Source organism: Agrobacterium sp. CG674 (assembly GCF_053521645.1).
In genome coordinates this window covers 73,223-92,537 of record NZ_JBNWDZ010000007.1, presented here as the reverse complement: position 1 = coordinate 92,537, position 19,315 = coordinate 73,223, and the positions used below count along the sequence as shown (strand labels likewise).

Genomic DNA, 19,315 nt, shown 5'->3' with positions numbered 1-19,315 from the left:
CGTTCGGGCTACACCTGCCCTCGGGTTCACGCGCACGCCCTAGATGGCCGCTTTTAAGCCGCAGCGCGGCTGATTTTAGGCCGCCGTAGACCCAGCTGGCGCTGTCGCTTTATCGGCGCCGCATCTTATTCGGCGGCAGGGCGCACAATGCTGCGAGGAGCCCGGATGCTGATGCAAACCAGACCGCAAATCCAGGTATCTGTAATGAGAAGTCTAGGGCGCTGTGCAGCATGACCAGAAGCAGAACTGAAAGCCCCAGAATGCCAGCGAAACGGAATCTGCGACGTTTGCGGATTCCATTTACGAATACTGATGCAAGAGCGGCAATCGTAACGACGATCATTGCCAACCCCATCGCGCCGAAACCCACGATGGCCTCCAGATAAACGTTGTGCGCGCGGTCAAAAACGCCACCCAAGCCGCAGGCTGGATCGCGATAGGCGGGAAACACATCTCGAAAGCTCGTTAATCCAGCACCCATTGGCCAGGTGTCAGACAGCATCTTCATGATGCCGGGCAATATACAAAAGCGTGAATCGGTGAGACCACTCTCCTTGGCGCGCAACACTGCTTGCCCTGAAAACGTGCCGAAGACAGCGCCGACGATCAGAAGCATCAACGCGGCTACCAACGAGCGTTTCATCCAGGTGTTCAATGGAGCTTTGGTTTCCGGAGTTTTTCTTTTACGCGTATCAACCAGCGCTGAAATGACAAGAAAGAACGATACTGCAATTGCGGTAGCGCCAACCCCAGCTCGTGATCGCGTCAGAAGCAAGGCTGTGAGCACGACGAGTGTCAGAAATGCGATTAGCCATGTTCGCCGCACGATAAAGCTGTGCTGAAGGTCGAAAATTGTCGCCAGCACCCGACCGCGGCTGAGGTCAAGTGAGCGCCAGCATTTCAGTAGCAAAGCTGTGAGAATGAGTAGTAGGACTCCGTAGAATGTTGCTGCCGTATTTCGATTCACGAAAGGTGCCGTCAAACTGTCGAAATAAAAGGCCTTCTGTCCGAACAGAAGCGACCTCGGCGCTATCGTGAATTGTAGGACTGCAAATATAGCCACGGCTCCGCCACCGAACGCCAGCATTCTCAATCCATGGCTCGCGCGGTCATCATTGTTGAAGAGCAGCAAAGTCAGAATGAATACAGCAAAAGGAAGTGCGAGTTTCATTATGCCCGTTTGTGCATCGCCGGGAGTAAGGCTTACTGTGCGCTGAATGTCATTGGCCAGAAGCCCGCCGGTTTGATTCCACACTAGGTCTGCAAAGGCGGAGCTGTAGCTGGGCAAAGCTTGGAAATGAGCCCATGCTACGCCAGTTGCAAGGGTCAGGGTCGTGAGGAAGAACAGACCACGGATATGCTCCGGTATGCCTCGATTGCCGACAACAACAACTGGGAGGTACAGGAAGGCGAAAATGGTGACTGCAGCGACCGCAGTGGTATCGACTGCGCCATAAGTCAGAAGCGAAAAACTTATGATCAGCCAGTAACCGACCTCCATAACGCGGAATAGAAGGTCTTTCGATCGCTGCGTCGCCGCGGATTCAACGTCGTTAGTCCGCTGCAAAGATAGCGGCTCTAGCAGCGCGGACGGGCCTGTCGACTGACGATCTTTCAACATACCTACTCCTCACCGCCTCTGCTCTGTCAATTCAACTGCAGCGATTTAAGCAAGGGCGAGGTTGTTAAAATTTAATTGCGCAAATGTCGGAAGATAAATCTCTTCACTGGTCTCACATCAATCGACATGGCTGCCGCGAAACTAGTTAAAGTAAGATTTGTACCAATCCACAAATCTACCAACACCGGTTTTTACATCGATTTGCGGTACGAAGCCGGTAAGTGACTGTAGCAACTCCGTTGCAGCAAAAGTTCGAGGAACGTCGCCCTGCTGCATTGGCAACATGTTGCGAATGGCTTTCTTGCCCAACGCCTCCTCGATCGTGTCGACAAAATCGAGTAAGGCAACAGGCTGGCCGCCGCCGATATTCACGATCCGGAAAGGTCCTTGAGCCGAAAGCGTGTCTCCTTCGACGCGGTTTTCAGGGGAGGGCGGGATATTGGACAGCCTGACGATGGCTTCTACCAAGTCATCGATATACGTAAAGTCCCGGCTCATCTGGCCTTCACCATAGATATCGATTGGCCTGCCGTTCTCGATGGCATCGACAAACTTGAACAGGGCCATATCCGGCCGGCCCCATGGTCCGTAAACAGTGAAGAACCGGAAACACGTCGTAGGAATTTTATAAAGGTGGGCATAGCTATGCCCCATGACTTCCATCGACTTTTTGGTGGCAGCATAAAGCGTCATGGGCTCATCTGCGCGATCGGTTTCCGCAAACGGGATCTGCTCGTTGGCACCATAAATAGAAGACGTTGACGCCATCAGAAGATGCTTGGCGCCAACCGTTTTTGCAAGCTCAAGGATGTTCCAGGAACCTATCAAATTACTGTCGACATATGCCTTGGGATTTTCCAGGCTATATCGAACGCCAGCCTGAGCAGCCAGATGAATGATGACATCTGGCTCCCCAGCGTCCGCGGCCTCAGCAAGTGTCTCCTTGCTTTCGAGCATCCCAATAACGGGTCGGAAACCGTTAGAGCGCGCAAGTATCGAATGGCGAGCCTCTTTGAGCCTGACGTCGTAATACGGCGTCATCCCATCGAGACCGGTCACAAAATGACCTTCATCCAGCAACCGCTTTGCAACATTAAAACCGATAAATCCGGCCGTTCCAGTTATCAGATATCTCATGTTACTGCCTTTCGCATTCGCCATTCGCACCGTTAATCCCTACTCAGGGCGACCGATACTGCTGTAGGTGAAGCCATGTTTGGTGACTTCATCGCTGCGATAGATGTTACGCAGATCCACAAGCACGGGTTGGTTCATAATTGTCTTGAGGCGATCAAAATCCAGCGCACGGAACTGGTTCCACTCTGTCACGATGACCAGCGCATCCGCGCCTTCCGCAGCGGCATAGGGGCTCGATGCATAGGAGATGTCGTTCATCATGCTACGCGCGTTTTCCATGCCTTCGGGATCATAACCAACAACCTTGGCACCGGCATCTTGCAGCGTCTGGATGATGGTGATGGCGGGACTATCGCGCATATCGTCCGTATTCGGCTTAAATGTAAGCCCGAGGATAGCAACAGTCTTGTCACGTACATCTCCGCCGGCGGCTGCGATGATTTTACGACCCATGGCTCGTTTACGGTTGTCATTGATTGCGACCGTGGTCTCGATCAGACGTACCGGGCTGTCGTTGTCCTGAGCCGTCTTGACCAGCGCCAGAGTGTCCTTGGGAAAGCACGAACCGCCGTAGCCAGGTCCAGCATTGAGGAACTTAGAGCCGATGCGGCCGTCTATACCGATACCACGCGCAACTTCCTGAACATTCGCGCCGACCTTTTCGCACAGATCGGCCATCTCGTTGATGAACGTGATCTTCATAGCCAGGAATGCGTTGCCGGCATACTTGATCAACTCGGATGTACGGCGAGTTGTAAACAGCAGCGGAGACTGGTTGAGATAAAGCGGACGATAGACTTCCGTCATGACCGGACGAGCTCGCTCGTCATTCATGCCGACCACAATTCGGTCAGGGCGCTTGAAATCTTCGATAGCGGCGCCCTCGCGCAGAAATTCGGGGTTTGAAACCACCGCTACATCCGCATTCGGATTGGTTTCTTTCACGATACGTTCTACTTCGTCGCCGGTCCCGACCGGAACCGTTGACTTGGTTACAATGACGGTAAAGCCGGTTACGTTCTGCGCGATATCACGCGCTGCAGCATAGACGTAGGAAAGGTCTGCATGTCCGTCGCCGCGGCGTGAAGGCGTGCCCACTGCGATAAACACCACGTCTGCTCCGCTGACACTGGCTGCCAGATCCGTAGAGAAACTCAGCCGTCCCGCAGCAACGTTTTCCGCGACCAGTTGCTCCAGGCCCGGCTCAAAAATCGGAATCTTGCCGTTCCGTAAGGCTTCAACCTTACTTTCGTCTCGATCCAAACAAATGACGTCATGTCCAAAATCTGCAAAGCAAACACCGGACACCAGGCCAACGTAGCCTGCACCAATCATCGTAATCTTCATAGCGGGTCTCTGCCTCTTAAAACCATACGGGTCATTGTTTCTGCAATGCAGCAATTGTCGCCTATCATTGCAAGTTTTAATTTAGTGCCAACAAGATATGAGCTTGTCGATTTCAGATTAGGGACGGGCATTTGTTCTGTTGACAATCCGCGACATCACTTCGCGCGTCGCCCCTATAGTCGCAAATGTCAGCATTTTGAATAGGGGCTTCAATCCACCGTCGTACCTATAAGCCTTGAAAAATAGCGGATTGACGTGCGACTTGGCACCTGCCGAGTAACGCGCATACTGCATAAGTTCAAGATTTATAAGCTGCTTTAGCAGCTTAAGCGAAGGGTCCTGAGCATCCTTGATCAGTTCGAGTGCACTCGTAACAACGATAGGCACAGCCCCATGCCGTGTCGTACGCGTGACGCGGTTTACCGTATCCTGACGGAACTCTGCAGTTTCCTTGCCGCTAAATGCAGTGCGCGTGCGCGCGGTCGCCCGCAACCACATATCCTTGTCACCGCCGCGTCGTGCCTTGCCTGCAGGAAATAAGCCAGCCTCGATCAGCACAGAGCGGCGGAATGCCGATGCGCCCGTCCATATGGGGCAGAGACCCGTCTGGAGCCAAGGCCGCAATATGTCATGGAGTGCGAGTGCCTTCCCCACAGGAATCGGCGCAAGAGTACCGGCATAGCTGCGCTGCTTGCCGCCCTCTACTATCTTGACCCCTGAAAAGCCACAGCCAACATCTGGCCCCGCCGCCACAATGGCAGCCGAGAGACTTTGCAAATGATCGTTATGCCATACGTCGTCCGCATCAAGAAAAGCGATCCAGTCGGCGGTTGATGCCTCGATCCCGAAGTTGCGCGCTGCATATCCGCCTGGCCCGGGAGGTGAACGATGCAGCAGCCGGATACGATTATCCCGCGCTACGAAGCTTTCGACAATCGAAGGCCCTTCATCTGAAGATCCATCGTCGATCACGATGATTTCCCTAGGGGCGAGTGTCTGTTGCAGCACGCTCTCCAAGGTTTCCGCGATATGAGGCCCCTTGTTGAATAGCGGAATGACGACTGCGATATCCCTCAAGCTGAAAATCCTTTGCCGCAGTTAAAAAAACCGCAAACACACACGCCCTGCAATATAGCAACGCCGGAAACCTCGGAAGATTCGCGTCTCACTTTCGTATCAACCCTCAAGCGCATGGCGTGTAATCTCCTTCTTCAAGATTGTCACCGTCGTCAACAAGATTGTACCGTAATGGACAACAAGGAGAAGACTATAAAACGCAATGACGTATTTTGCGTCCATAGCATAGTAAAGGGCAAAGACAAATGGGATGACTGAGAGACAGCAGCGCTCGAAGCTTATACGCAGGTTATATTTGTTTTTGTTGAGCACTGAAATGACGGAGGCGGTAGGAGATACGAGCAACTGCGCAAAAAGGAGTGGTGCCAGATATTGAGCGAAGGTGCCGGCCTGAGACCACTGTTCTCCGAAAGCAAACTCGAAAAGCGGCCTGCCGCCAATAAGAAGCACAAGAACGGGACCGGCAGATATGATTGCGGATTTCTTGCAGGTACTGATCAACAGCGAGAGAATTTCCTTTGGACGGTGCCTCCCGATTTTGGAAAGGATACCGATAAAGGCCTTGCTTGTTGTCTGTCCTATGAGATTTACGGTCGCAAAAAGAATCGAGAATGCAAGGCTTAGCTGTCCAACTGTTTCCGAGCCATACGCAAAGGCGATCATCAAAATTGGGATTTGCGTCGCGAGCCCCGCCAGAATTTGGGCAGGCAAGCGAAATGTTGGCATCTCCCGGAAATAACGGAAAAAGAAGAACAAACGGCCGAGGCTCGCACGGGTAAACAAAGACGGGATATCCATCTTGGTCATTCCGCGCAGCAAGGACAGAATTCCCATGGTACGTTCTGCCACGCCGCCGATAAGCAAGTTCAATGCAGCAGGGTGCCACCAACCCAATGCTATCTTGATGACTGCGCCCGAGATGCTTTGATTGAACTGAGAGCCTGCGATATTCTTGAACCTGCGACCGCGGATGGCCCACTGAAGGGCGACCTCATAAAGACCCGCTCCAGTGGTTCCGAGTACCAGAATCCACCAGTATGTGCCGATCTGCGGCGCCCCTAGCGCATTCCCCAGATGTTCACCAAAAATCAGCAGTCCCACAGAAATGATTGGCGCAGATAGCAGCGTCATTGCGAGACAAAGCACGAGAAGCAGAAATGCTGATCTTTCGCGCCTGGGCAGCGGGATGGCCAAAACGTATCTCAGGGTCACAAAGGGATAAAGAAAGTTTACGACAGTGTTGAAGATTGCGTAAAGACCGAAATCTTCTGGCGTGTACATGCGCGTCAGAATTGGCATCACAAGGATAGTGATGAGCTTGGCAGATGTCGCACCCAACAAAAGTACAATAAATCCTTTTTGCATTCCGTGGGCGTCATTGCCCAGCAAGCCGCTCAACCGCCTTTTGACGGCACTAAACAATGTTCGTGACATGGGATTTCCGGAAAATCGGTGATGTTTGGGTGAGGTATGGCAGCAATTTTTTGCAGATTTCGGGTGAAATCATCGTGAGGAGTAGAAGTTGTGCTTCAAACTTATACTCCTCACGTTGTTAAGGCATGAAGAACTTTGGTAACCCCACGATTTACGAGAACAGGAAGTCATCGTGGCCGGGTGCGTTAAGCGATGTCACATTGATTATCAGATCCGCAGTTCTGTCGCCGTTTACATCGGCACTGACTTCGAAATAACTTGATTTGGCTTGGACCATCACCTCTCCCAGATGGCCGGAAAATGCTGCGTTGTTTATAAATGTCAGGCTTTCCCCCGCCTGCTGCAACGTTGTGTTGATGTCCCGGAGATCTATCTTGTCCAGACCTTTCTCAAAGTCGGTAATCAGATCGATGCCTGTTGCTGCGCTGCTGTCAGCAACGGAGTTGTATACAAAGATGTCGGCTCCCTTACCGCCGGTGAGTGTATCAAGCCCCACCTTGCCAGCAATGATGTCATTCCCATCGCCACCGATGATTCCGTTGTCTTGACCATTTCCAATCACCGTATCGTTGCCAGCGCCAGCATCGATCGCGCGTGTGATCCTATCGAAAGAGACCGATGAGAAGTCAAGGTAATCTGCATCGGCCGACCCCTTGATCTGTATGCCAGCTTTGCCGCCGCTCGAAATCCGCTCGATGTTGGAAATAGAGGTGAGGCCGATCGTGGCATTGTTCATATTGGTCATGATCGTGTCGAAACCCTCGCCTCCGTCTACGCGGTCGAAACCATTGTTCTGGAACGTGTAGTAGATAAAGTCGTCGCCACCCCCCGTGTTGATGATGTCCTGACCTCTGCCACCACTGATCTTGTCATTTCCTCCAAGCGTGGTGATCGTATCGTCCCCGTCGCCGCCATCAATCGTCCAGTGATCGGAGGAGGGCACCTGGATAACGTCATTGAAAGCACTGCCGACAAGATTCTGGTTTTCGACAACGTTGCTTAGGTTGACGACCAGCTCTAACGGTGCGGAGCGCCCCTGATCGTTCGATGCCACAACTGAGAGCGTGTAGCTTTGCTGGGCCTCGAAATCCAGCACTGCGCCTGCTGCCACGCTGATGACGCCGGTTGCGCTATTAAGAGTGAACCGCCCGCTAGGGTCAATCATTTCATAGCCGGTCGCGCCATAGCCGGAGAGTGTGGCTACCACGGTACCCGCAGCTGAGTTTTCTGCGACACTACCTCCAATGAAACCAACTGCACTTGGAGCCTCGACAACGTCATCGACGCCTATCGAGAAGGCCTTGTCGATGAAGCTACCGGCGGTATCGGTTATCCTGACAACAATGTCGTGGGACGCTGATGTTTCATAATTTAGTCGATCAACTCCCGCCACAGTGATGAGGCCCGTTGCCGCGTCTATCGCGAAGCGTCCGCCAGCATCGTCAACCATGGTGTACGACAAGGTATCACCGGCATCCGGGTCCGCGGCAACAATGACACCGGCCACGGTTCCAATTTCGGAATTTTCCGCCACATGGCCGCTAACGAGGGAAGCCGAGCTTGGGGCCTCGTTGATGTTGCTGACCTCAACGGTAATGGTGCGCTCCACAAATTGGCCCGCCGGGTCTGTCGCTCTGATGATGATCGCGTGGCTCGGCGAGGTCTCGTAATCGAGAAGCGTGCTGTCCTTGACCGTCAAGGCACCAGTCGTCGGATCGATTGAAAAGCGTCCACCAGCATCGTCGCTCAGGCTATAGGTGAGGATATCGTTTGGATTTGGATCTTGTCCAAGTGCAGTGCCGACGAGTGTGCCGTTGACGCTGTTCTCCGCGATGACTGTGGGAAACAGCTGAACATCGGTCGGGGGCAGTTCCAATCCGCCCACCACATTTGCCACGGTAAGATCACCATCAGCGAAGCGGACCGTTTCGAATCCTACGATGATGTCGGCTCCGTCAGGCGAATCCTGCCGCATGTCATTGATCTGCAATTGCCCATCGACAATGGCAAAGCCGTAATCTGAAAAGGCTCCGCCCAGAACGAAGGTATCGTTGCCGCTTCCACCGTCAGCAAAGTCATTGCCGCCGCCGCCAGTGATAACGTCGTCTCCACCGCCACCGTACACAGCATTATCGGAAGCGTTTCCGATGATTCTGTCCGCATATCTGGTGCCAACGATATTCTCGATGGCAATCAATTCATCGCCTTGCGCATCGCCGCCGACGCCCTTGCCGCCAGCCAGATTGACGGAAATCCCGTACAGACTGTCAGAATAATCGACGGTGTCGATTCCCTGTCCGCCATCAAGAATGTCGGCCCCACCACCACCGATCAGGCGGTCATTACCATCCATACCCATCAGGTGGTCAGCGGCTGCGCCGCCGGTTATGATATTATCGAGACTATTACCGGTGCCAGTAAAGGTTCTGGTGCTGGTATGGGTAAGGTTTTCGACATTGCTTGTCAGGCTGTAGTTATCAAGGTTTGTCTTGATCGAGTCGGTGCCTTCATCCGCCAACTCATTCACGACATCGCCTGCATCATCGATGATATATGTATCATCGCCAGTTCCGCCGACCAGCGTATCTGCGCCGGCGCCACCGTCCAGCACATCGTTGCCATCCATGCCATAAATGGTATCCGCTCCACCCCGTCCATAAATGGTATTCGCAAACTCGTTGCCAGTCAGCATGTCGGCGTAGTTGCTGGCACCCATGTTTTCAATGCTGTAGAGCAGATCTCCTGCGGCCGTATCGCCGAGATTGATGTTCGTGGTCAGGTTAACCGTGATTGCTGTCGCGGCCTTAGAGTAATCGACGTAATCGTTACCTTCGCCACCGTAATAGGTGTCAGCTCCCAAAGAACCGTTGAACTTGTCAGCCCCGTCGTAACCGTAGAAAGTTTCCGAGCCGCTGCCGCCGGAAAACGTATTCTTGTCGCTATTCCCGTACCCGACAAAGGCTTGTGTGCCGGTATAGGAAATGCCTTCCACATTCGCACCGAGCGTATAGCTCTCGAGCGAGGTTGAGATGAGGTCAGTTCCACCGCCGATTTGCTCTGCAACGACATCTTCGTAGGAATCGATAATATAAGTATCATTCCCCAGACCACCGATCAGCAGGTCCGCGCCTGCGCCGCCATCGAGCGTGTCGTTGCCATCCCCGCCCTCCAGCCGGTTATCCGCACCGTTGCCGGTAATGACATCGTTGAACGCGGTGCCAATCACATTGTCTATCGAAATGAACACGTCGCCCGTTGCATCGCCGCCTGTCGCGACGCCGCTTGCCAGATTGACGGTAATGGCCAGACTGCTGCTGCGATAGTCTGCGGTGTCATTTCCGGCCCCGCCATCCAGCCTGTCAGCGCCGGCGCCTCCTGCGAAGATGTTGTCGCCATCATCGCCAGTCAGGCTATCGTCATAACGCGTGCCGATAATTTTCTCGATGCTGATGAGTTGATCGCCCTCTGCATCCCCTCCGAGACCTGTGCCGAGAGCAAGGTCCACCGTTATAGCGGCCGCACTGGCGCTGTAATCCACGGTATCAATCTGATTGCCGCCATCAAGAGTGTCCGCCCCTGCGCTGCCGACAAATATGTTGGCTTCGTCATCACCGGTCAGGTTATCTGAAAACGCCGAACCAATAACCCGCTCGATGCCGCTTAACGTATCGCCTTCGGCATCGCCACCGGAACCTACACCCAGGAGCAGGTTGACCGTGACGCCCGAAGCGCTGTCCGCGTAGGAGGCTGTGTCGAGGCCTTCTGCTCCTTCAAGAACGTCAGCACCTGCTCCACCGCTGAAAGTTTCATCGCCGCTACTACCAATCAACGAATCGTTGCCTGCGCCGCCACGAGCTTCGATAATGCTGCCGCCAAGCCGGATCGTGTCATCATAATTTGATCCGGAAACAATTTCGATGCCCTGCAATGTGTCGCCAGCAGCCTCTCCCGCTGTGCCTGCTCCAAGCATGCCATCGATTGCAATGCCAGACTCTGCCGTCGAATAGTCTGCCGTATCAATGCCTTCACCGCCTATGAGAGTATCTGCGCCAATACCCCCCGACAGCAGATCGTTGCCGCGTCCGCCTTCCAGGGCATTGTCGGCAGCATCACCGATCAGGACATCATCCAGTGCAGTGCCGATGACGCGCTCTATCTGCGAAAGCACGTCACCCTGTGCGTCGCCCCCCAGACCTGTTCCAAGCGCGAGATTGATGACGACCGCCGCGTTGCTTGACGAATAGTCGGAGGTATCAAGGCCTTCGCCGCCATTCAGGCTATCTGCGCCTTCTCCGCCGACAATGACGTCGTCACCGTTGCCGCCGTCTAAAATGTCCCCGCCCAATCCACCGTCCAGACGGTTGGCGCTGTCGTCACCTGTCAAATTGTCAGCAAAGTTCGAACCGCGAAGATTTTCGATACCCGCCAGAATGTCCCCCTCGGCGTCTCCACCAAGATTGACATTGGTTTCCAGATTTACAGTTACGGCAGACTGGCTGGAGGTGTAGTCGGCATAATCCACGCCACCTCCGCCCTCGATGGAATCTGCGCCTGCGCCGCCAATAAAGGTTTCGTTGGCGTTGCCGCCAATGAGCGTATCATTGCCACCAGAGCCGATGACGATTTCTATGCCGGTCAGCAGATCGCCTTCCGCATCGCCGCCGCTGCCGGTTCCTTGTCCAAGGTTCACGGTGACCGGAGTCGCACTCCCCGTATAATCTGCGGTGTCGATTCCTTCGCCGCCGTTCAGAACATCTGCACCCTCGCCACCGCTCAGGGTGTCATCACCACCACGGCCTTCGAGAACGTCATTGCCCGCACCACCGATCAAATAATTGGTGTTGTCCGATCCAAAAAGTTGGTCATCGTAACTGGAGCCGACAAGCCCCTCTATATCGACGAGAAAGTCGCCCGCCGCGGCACCGCCAGGGGCTCCACCGGCCAGATCAACCGTAACGCCGGATGTGGCCGAAGCGTAGCTTGCCAGATCGAAACCCTTGCCTCCGATCAGCACATCTGCGCCGGCCCCACCATCCAGAACATCGTTTCCGGCCCCACCGATCAGAAGGTCGTCGCCTTGCCCTCCCTCAAGAAGGTCATTGCCATCGGAGCCGCGCAGGACGTCTTCCCCATGGCCGCCGACCAGGATCGCATTACCGGCGTTGCTGTAGAGGTAAACGTCTTTCGTAGAACCTGAATAGATATAGGGGTCAGACAGTGTCGCAGCATTGATGCCACTGTCCTGGCCGTTTACGGTCAGGACCGAACCGGACCCTTTTCGCAGCCATGAACTGGTTGAACTGACCGAAGAAGTCAGGTCCGTTACCGTCAAGGCCGCGTTTTTTTCAGTCAGGTTGAAAACAATGGTCGCCGGATCGGTATCTGAAATATGGGCGCTGTTAATCGTCGCCTTTGCGCCCTTGGCCAGCCAGAAATGGTTCTGGTTGCTTGCTCCGCCCTGAAGGTTAGGGTCGAGACTGACCACATCCTCCAGCACGGTATCAGTTGCCCAGAGGCGGTAATTGCGGCCATTGCCTTCCGATATCGTTCTGGTCAGCGTGGTGGATTGCGACTTGATATCATATCCGCCATCCGAATTGTTTGCCGAAACGGTATCAATGAAATGAACGTTGTAGACGCCCCGTTCCGTCGCGAACCCGTCTCCATTCCAATAGGTGTTGATGGTATCAAGCGTGTTTGAAACTTCGACGCGACGGACAATGATATCATGCGCGGTTCCATCAATGTGAACGCCGACCGCGAAGTTGTCGCCGTCCTGGAATTGGCTGTCGGCCTTTACGTCCTCAATCACCACGTCATGCGTGTCGTATTGAAGCTTGATAGCGGCTTTAGAGAATCCATTAATATCGACATCGCGGATGGTCAGTCCTGAAATCGTCGCAGATGTTGCGTCGCCGGAAGCATTGTTTTCGAAGAACCGCTGCACATTGGTCGCGGTGATATGTTCGATTGTCAGGTTCTTGATATCGTCGCCAACGCGGATCGCGCCATAGCCGATATTGGTAAAGCCCAGGTCGGAAAATGTTAGGTTATCGGCGCCAGCGATCAGGCGAAAGCCTTGTTCGCCTGCAAAGCCAGCGGGATCGTAAGGGTCGGACCGTGTGCCGACTATGTTGGCTTCAATCGCGTTGCCGTTGCTGTCAACGCCGTGAATCCAGACGGGTTGTCCGTCCTCGCCGCCGTTTGTGATCACAATCGGGGTCGAGTCGATCTTGTAGTCGCCCTGGTCCGCAATCATGCGCACCTCGCCGCCTGGGCCTGCGGCTGCTACAAATGCAGGGATATCATAAAGGCTGCCCGCGTTTTCGATGCTTGACCCATCCATAAGTCCCGCTCCAGTCGGGGAAACATAAAATGAAGCCATGGTCAGAAATCCTCGACGATCCGGTTTATCTTGCACTGCGGTGAATGAGCATTCCATTAATAATTCGTTAAGCAAATAACGCAAGTAAACCTTGACTGTCATTGCACCGTACCCCGTGTTTTTTAGAGACATGGTAAAATTCGAAATATATTGGGAGCAATTCATTTGGATGTTCATGGGATATTTGTCCCAGATCCAAAAGGAAGCCCCAATGACCGATTTCTATATTTCTCCGACAGGTTGCGGCGACAAAAGCGGAAGCAGCATTGAGAACGCGGCATCGATCAACAGCATAAATACTGTGGTGACGCAGGCATCCGGCGGCGACCGGGTTGTGCTGATCGCTGACCAGGGTGACTATAACATTGCGAAATCGATCAATATTTACAGCGGTGGTGACGAGGGTAAGCCCATAACCATTGTCGGGATGTCATCGACCGGTCAGGAAATGGACGCGACTTTCGTCAGCAATCGGGCTGAAGTCTATTCTCCGACTGCCCAACAGGGCATCGAGATATTTCGGCTCAACGAAGGTTCCAACAACCTCGTCTTCGACAATGTTAACTTCAAAAATGTAGCAACCGCATTCCGCCTGGGCGGAAATCTGGAAAACATTACGATCCAGGACTCTTCTGCAGAGAATGTGAGCAGATATGTTGAAAACCTGGCCACAGGCAAGAATGTCGCTGCGTCCGTGGACGGGCTTACCATTCGCAATGTCGAGGTTGATGGCTTCGCCAAGGGTGTTGTGCGTCTGCAGTATGACAGCCAGAATGTCGTGATCGACAATGTCAAAGGTGACAGCCAGCATATCGACGGAGCAAGTTTCGCAATCGGCGTCCACATCGATGGAACTGCACATGACATCGTTGTGCGCAACACCGAGATTGGCAACATCACCGACACAACGAGCAGCTACTATAATGGCGATGGCTTTGCCACAGAGCGCGGAGTCTATAACGTCGTCTTTGAAAATACACGGGCGTACAACAATACCGACGCAGGCTACGATATCAAATCGACGTCAACGCAATTGATCGGTGCCGTTGCCGACGGTAACAGCAGAAACTTCCGTATCTGGGCAACAGACACAGTGGCCGACGGCATTGTCGGGTTGAACCCCACTTATCACGGCGGTAGCAGCACCAAACCCGCCAATGTTTGGCTTGCTGCCGGTGCGCATGCAGATATCACAAACTCTCAATTCCTGGATGATGACGGTCTCGGTTTTCTGTTCGATCTTGCTGAAAACGGTGCGTCACTTGTCATCGGCGGCGTCGAGAGCAACCAGTCGACAACCGGCAACTCGAAGCTGACAAATCCGGTCATCATGGGCAAGACCGCATCGCTGATCGGAAGCGTGGAGCAAATGCTGGCCAAGCCAGCGGAACTTCATGCCGCAAAGAATGCTATCCTCGAAAACACTGCGGCTGGCACATCAGTTGCCAAGGTCACTTCCGACGGGGCAAGCTCTTTCAAGCTTTCTGATGACGCTGGCGGCATGTTCAGAATCAATTCCCTTACCGGCGAAATATTCGTGGCGAATTCGGCTGGTCTCGATTACGAAAAGGCACACTCTTTCTCGGTGTCTGTCGTTGCATCCAATGCTCATGGTGCATCGACAACTGCCTCCTTTGTGCTGGAGTTGACGAACGTCGTCGAGAACCAGAGCGTGATCGGTACCGGTGCCAACGACCGTATGATTTTCACTTCGGCGGACAATTGGACGATCGATGGTGGTGATGGCAATGATTTGATCGTGACATCGGATGGCGCTGACCGTGTTCAAGGCGGGCGCGGTGACGACATCATCAACACGGGCGGCGGTGACGACACAATCACGTTTAGCCTACAGAGCAACGGGTTCGATACTATCGACGGCGGTGCAGGGCGCGACACCATTCTCGCGGACAAGAACAACGCCACTATCGGCCTGCATTCCTTCACAGGTATTGAGGTTATCTCCGGCGGCGGTAAGGCTGGTATTCGTATCATGGGCTCTGCCGATGCGGATTATCTTGATTTCTCCAATACGGTCATAGACCGGATTACTCGCCCGATTGATCTTGGTGCCGGAGATGACGTTGCAATCGGAAATGTCCAGAACAACAGTTTTGCTGGCGCCGCAGGCCACGATATTATCATCGGGGCAGGTGGGAGTGATGTGATCGATGGCGGAGCGGGCAATGACTGGCTCTACGGCGACATGAAGGATGGATCGCCGCTGGCTGCCGGAGGCAATGATACGATTACCGGTGGTGCTGGAGACGATCATCTGTTCGGGGGACGTGGCGATGATACCTTTGTCTATTCAGGCAAGGGCTTTGGCCATGACACAATTTATGACTTCGGTCAGGCAAACGGCAATAACGACCATATCGATATCTCGGGAACGGGCCTCCACTACAGCGATCTTTCCATCAGCTATGGAGCCGCTGGAGCGCTTGTTCAGTTCAATTCTGGAGACAGCATTCTCCTGAAGAACGTCGCTTCTCTATCCGCTAGCGATTTTATCGCCTGATTTATACTGTCTCGGCGCGATCAAGCATCGCGCCGCAGAACATTCTCCTGGGATACGAAATCGTCCCGAAATCCGGGTAGGCGTGGGCCGATGGGAACAGAGGGTCTTTTCTGTGCAGGAACACGGACGGCTTCACTGAAGGAAAGTCCGACGAGTAATGAATAGAAAATAAGCCCTTCGATGCTCCATATGGGCATGGTGGACATGTTGAGAACGAAAAACCCCACATATGCCAGCAGTATGAGAATGCTGTGTCTACCCTGAAGACTTCTTATGGACATCACGAGAAACAGCGACAAGAAGGACAGCGATGCAAGGAAACCGAAAATCCCTGTGTCGTAAAGCGCCGATACCAGGGTATTATGTGCATATACCTTGAAGCTCCCCTCCCAGGATGAAGGCCCGAAGCCAAACAGCAATTGCATATTGCTTCCCTGCAAATACGCGCTGAGATATTGACTCCAGATATAGGGGCGACCACTCATCAGGCGCCTTGCGTCAGTTGTATAATGATCGGGAATGACGAAAAGGCGGTCGAACTCTCCTGCTGACGCAAACAAATCCACGAAGCGGTCCTGGAAATGGATGCCTGCAAGTATCACAAGAACGATCATCGGCAGCATGATGACTGACAGTAAGATCTTCTGCTCGTTTCGGATTCCGCGTGAAGTGGTGACAAGAACAATTGCCGCAACGATTGGTAAAGCTGCGATCAAGGCTGTGCGATAGTTCGCCAGCACGATTGATGCAACGCCGATAGCGAGAAGACCCAGTCCACGCGCTTTCCAGTTGGCTGCGAAGATTCCCGCCACGAGAATGAATGTCAGTGAAACCATTGAGAAGCCGGATTCGTGATTGAAGCCGCCAATGACGCTGGCCGAACCATCAGTTTCATTGGCCTTGGCAACACCGAACACGAATCCAATAAACTGGAAAGCGACTGGCACTGCAAGTGCCAGCATCAGAACGCGTGCGACGCGATAGGTTCCCACCTCCAGATATGCTCTCATTGCTGCCGTGGCGATGACAAGGAAGTAAACGGCTTTGATCGAGCCATCTATTGCTCCTCCCATGAACCCGTTGAGAATGCCGCTGCTTAGATTTGCGAAAATCAACGCGTAACAGGGGATTGCCATCGGCGACCGAAAGGCCCGGAAACCGACCAGCAAAATTCCAATGCCGATGGTGGCTAGCGAAACCAGGGATATTATGGAAGCGCCGCCAACCGAGCGAAAGGTGTAGATCGGGAATTCTGCGGAAATGAATCGAGCCCACAGGGCGAGTGCGAGAAAACGAAGCATCACGCTTCGCTCCGTCCGAATGATTAAAAAGAAGCAAACCAATGCCACGCAGAGCCCAAGCAATGCAACGTGGGGGGGCAGCACACGCATAACGCCGACTTCCATAGCTCTACTTTCTCGCCATAAATCATCGGCACTAGCAATGAGTAAGGTTTGCCTGTCTGGCAATCAGAATATTATCACCGGAAACGGGGAGGGTAATCAGCTACTGGTCCGGCCTTGTTATTAATATAGCCTTCGCTACCTTGAGAAGAAAGAAGTTTGGCGGGTATGCCGCCGACTACCGAGTCATCCGGAAAATCCTTGGTGACAACAGCATTGGCACCGACCGCGCTACGTTTGCCCAGACGGATGTGTCCAATAACCTTAGCCCCAGATCCGAGGAAGCTCTCATCTCCCACGATCGGCGCGCCTTGGCGCTCGCCTCTGTTCATATATCCCAAGACAACGCCATGCGTAAAATTCACGTTCGAACCGATTACTGAATCGCCGTGAACGTAGATGCCGCCAAATCGGTTAATAAATAAGCCCGGTCCGATGACTGTATATTCCGGAATCGCAATCCCGAATTTATAACGGCAACGCAAAAGCATATACTTTACAAAATAGTAAAGCCAATGACGTGTCACTGGGTTTACCTTCAAATATCCACAAAGGCGCATCCATACTGTATATTTGAAACCTGGTGTCGCAATAAAATGTTTAAGGAATGACTTTGTATCGGCGCGACCAGAATAACGTGTAAGATCGGCAGCCAGCAGATTTTTCAGCTGCGTAAAGGATCTTGCACATCCTTCAGTATGTGCTTTACCCCAGACCTTTTCCGGTTCGTCCATAGGTATGGAAGAGCTATTCTCGGAACCGGTAGCTGTGGTAATCTGCATATCGGACATTCTTGTTCTCCGGTCTCTCTATAGCATTAGCAAACAAATCAAATTCCATAGGGCTTTGCCCCCAGAAATCAAAGCGCCAGCGTAGTGATTTCATATCCGTTTAGTTTATATTTCTATTAAGCTTCCTGAATGCTTGACGAAATCGCAGGCACAACTTATCAGCTTTAACGATATAAAAAGATTCCAATCGACGCAATTATTAAATCCGAATATAACCACTCCCATCTCAATCCTGGTCTGCGGGTTCGGCAGGAGCGTAATTCGGCCAGTGCGTAGATAATAACACGCGATCAACGGTCGGATTTGCCCGTGCGTTCTGCATCGCAGCCACCTTACCGCAGGAATGGCTCTGAATGAACCGACCCGAAAATTCCAGTATATCAGTTCATCAGCCGATGTGCGTATGCGTGGTAGGCTTGCGTGGCATTCCAAATGTCATGGGCGGTGTTGAAACGCACTGCGAAGAGCTCTACCCACGTCTCAAGCAAATTCTAGGAGATAAACTCCGAGTTAAGATTCTGGCACGGCGTGGTTACGTCAGCGCACCTATGATTTATAAAGGTGTAGAGGTCGTTCCGATCTACTCCCCGGCCAACAAATATCTGGAAACGATCGTGCATACCGCTTTGGCGATCATCCATGCGAAATTCCGCCACAAGGCAAATGCTGTGCACATCCACGCCATAGGCCCCGCATTGATGGCTCCGCTTGCCCGACTTCTAGGTATGAAGGTGGTGGTCACACACCATGGTGAGGATTACCGCAGGGCAAAGTGGAACTGGTTTGCCAAGACAATGTTGATGAAGGGCGAGGCGATGGCCGTACGATTCGCTTCAAGGCTTATCGTCATCACGCACAACATAAAGGATCGGCTGAAATCCGAGTACGGAATAAAGGATCAGCGGATATCTTACGTTCCCAACGGCGTTTCCATCGGTGGTGATGTGACCGTTGATGAAAGTATTCTCCATGAATTCGGCCTGGTTCCTGGCGAATACGTGCTCGGCGTTGCGAGACTCGTACCGGAGAAAGGCTTTCAGGATCTGGTCAAAGCCTGGGCCAACGGGCGAGGTCAGAACCACGCGAGGAAACTGGTCATAGCTGGTGACGCTGATCATCAGGACAAGTTTGCTTTGGAACTGCTGTCTCACGCCAGCGAGGACATTATTTTTACCGGACGGCAGCCGCGCTCAAAGGTGCTGGCGCTCTTCAAATCTGCATCGCTGTTCGTTCTTCCTTCTTATCATGAGGGTCTTCCCTTTGTCGCACTGGAAGCCATTGCCTGCGGTGCGCCTATTGCGTTGAGCGATATACCTGGAAATCGCGAATTGGGGTTGGCAGAGCACGCCTATTTTCTCCCAGGGGATATGGACGCGATGACGGCCCGCTTGAGTGACGACCCCAAAATATACGAGGCTGACAAACGTATACTTGACAACTACAGCTGGGAATTTATCGCGAGCCGGACAGCTGCCCTTTATGCTGATCTGTTGAGTATGGAGCCGCCACCTGCAATCTATGCAACGACAGCTGCCAACCCGTGACCATTCACTGCCCCTGCCTCGCGTCTCCAGCCATTCCAGTTCGATCGAGAAGAAG

10 protein-coding genes are annotated in these 19,315 nt (G+C 53.2%); 2 read left to right on the top strand and 8 right to left on the bottom strand.

Annotated features, from left to right (window positions below; translation table 11 throughout):
• Nucleotides 1-109: 109 nt before the first annotated feature.
• From ACQZ51_RS18165 to ACQZ51_RS18140, 6 genes are all read right to left on the bottom strand, one after another.
• Nucleotides 110-1,621 carry an O-antigen ligase family protein gene (locus ACQZ51_RS18165; RefSeq protein WP_448779361.1) on the bottom strand — a complete coding sequence of 504 codons (1,512 nt, stop codon included), beginning with the start codon at nucleotides 1,619-1,621 and terminating at the stop codon, nucleotides 110-112.
• 141 nt (nucleotides 1,622-1,762) lie between these two features.
• Nucleotides 1,763-2,758, bottom strand: coding sequence for an NAD-dependent epimerase (locus tag ACQZ51_RS18160; protein WP_448779609.1), 996 nt, complete (start codon nucleotides 2,756-2,758; stop codon nucleotides 1,763-1,765).
• A 39-nt stretch (nucleotides 2,759-2,797) separates the two neighbouring features.
• Nucleotides 2,798-4,105 carry a UDP-glucose dehydrogenase family protein gene (locus ACQZ51_RS18155; RefSeq protein WP_448779360.1) on the bottom strand — a complete coding sequence of 436 codons (1,308 nt, stop codon included), beginning with the start codon at nucleotides 4,103-4,105 and terminating at the stop codon, nucleotides 2,798-2,800.
• 117 nt (nucleotides 4,106-4,222) lie between these two features.
• Complete coding sequence (locus ACQZ51_RS18150) at nucleotides 4,223-5,182, bottom strand: glycosyltransferase family 2 protein (protein ID WP_448779359.1); 960 nt, start codon at nucleotides 5,180-5,182, stop codon at nucleotides 4,223-4,225.
• A gap of 99 nt (nucleotides 5,183-5,281) precedes the next feature.
• Nucleotides 5,282-6,616: a lipopolysaccharide biosynthesis protein gene (locus tag ACQZ51_RS18145; RefSeq protein ID WP_448779357.1), complete on the bottom strand. Its 1,335-nt coding sequence runs from the start codon at nucleotides 6,614-6,616 to the stop codon at nucleotides 5,282-5,284.
• A 151-nt stretch (nucleotides 6,617-6,767) separates the two neighbouring features.
• The gene (locus tag ACQZ51_RS18140; RefSeq protein ID WP_448779355.1) at nucleotides 6,768-13,001 is read right to left on the bottom strand and encodes a cadherin domain-containing protein; all 6,234 of its coding nucleotides are present in this window, start codon (nucleotides 12,999-13,001) and stop codon (nucleotides 6,768-6,770) included.
• A gap of 211 nt (nucleotides 13,002-13,212) precedes the next feature.
• Here ACQZ51_RS18140 and ACQZ51_RS18135 point away from each other — a divergent pair, with 211 nt between their 5' ends.
• Nucleotides 13,213-15,522: a cadherin domain-containing protein gene (locus ACQZ51_RS18135; protein WP_448779353.1), complete on the top strand. Its 2,310-nt coding sequence runs from the start codon at nucleotides 13,213-13,215 to the stop codon at nucleotides 15,520-15,522.
• A 20-nt stretch (nucleotides 15,523-15,542) separates the two neighbouring features.
• Here the strand turns inward: ACQZ51_RS18135 and ACQZ51_RS18130 are convergent, their stop codons facing one another.
• Complete coding sequence (locus tag ACQZ51_RS18130; RefSeq protein ID WP_448779351.1) at nucleotides 15,543-16,991, bottom strand: O-antigen ligase family protein; 1,449 nt, start codon at nucleotides 16,989-16,991, stop codon at nucleotides 15,543-15,545.
• An 11-nt stretch (nucleotides 16,992-17,002) separates the two neighbouring features.
• Nucleotides 17,003-17,716, bottom strand: coding sequence for a serine O-acetyltransferase (locus ACQZ51_RS18125; RefSeq protein WP_448779349.1), 714 nt, complete (start codon nucleotides 17,714-17,716; stop codon nucleotides 17,003-17,005).
• A 353-nt stretch (nucleotides 17,717-18,069) separates the two neighbouring features.
• On the opposite strand from ACQZ51_RS18125, the gene ACQZ51_RS18120 reads away from it, so the two are divergent.
• Complete coding sequence (locus ACQZ51_RS18120; protein WP_448779348.1) at nucleotides 18,070-19,260, top strand: glycosyltransferase family 4 protein; 1,191 nt, start codon at nucleotides 18,070-18,072, stop codon at nucleotides 19,258-19,260.
• Nucleotides 19,261-19,315: the final 55 nt, after the last annotated feature.

What these genes read in the sequence shown, in the direction of transcription:
- ACQZ51_RS18165 (WP_448779361.1), bottom strand. Translation starts at nt 1,621, where the DNA reads ATGTTGAAAGATCGTCAGTCGACAGGCCCGTCCGCGCTGCTAGAGCCG.
- ACQZ51_RS18160 (WP_448779609.1), bottom strand. Translation starts at nt 2,758, where the DNA reads ATGAGATATCTGATAACTGGAACGGCCGGATTTATCGGTTTTAATGTT.
- ACQZ51_RS18155 (WP_448779360.1), bottom strand. Translation starts at nt 4,105, where the DNA reads ATGAAGATTACGATGATTGGTGCAGGCTACGTTGGCCTGGTGTCCGGT.
- ACQZ51_RS18145 (WP_448779357.1), bottom strand. Translation starts at nt 6,616, where the DNA reads ATGTCACGAACATTGTTTAGTGCCGTCAAAAGGCGGTTGAGCGGCTTG.
- ACQZ51_RS18140 (WP_448779355.1), bottom strand. Translation starts at nt 13,001, where the DNA reads ATGGCTTCATTTTATGTTTCCCCGACTGGAGCGGGACTTATGGATGGG.
- ACQZ51_RS18135 (WP_448779353.1), top strand. Translation starts at nt 13,213, where the DNA reads ATGACCGATTTCTATATTTCTCCGACAGGTTGCGGCGACAAAAGCGGA.
- ACQZ51_RS18125 (WP_448779349.1), bottom strand. Translation starts at nt 17,716, where the DNA reads ATGTCCGATATGCAGATTACCACAGCTACCGGTTCCGAGAATAGCTCT.
- ACQZ51_RS18120 (WP_448779348.1), top strand. Translation starts at nt 18,070, where the DNA reads ATGAACCGACCCGAAAATTCCAGTATATCAGTTCATCAGCCGATGTGC.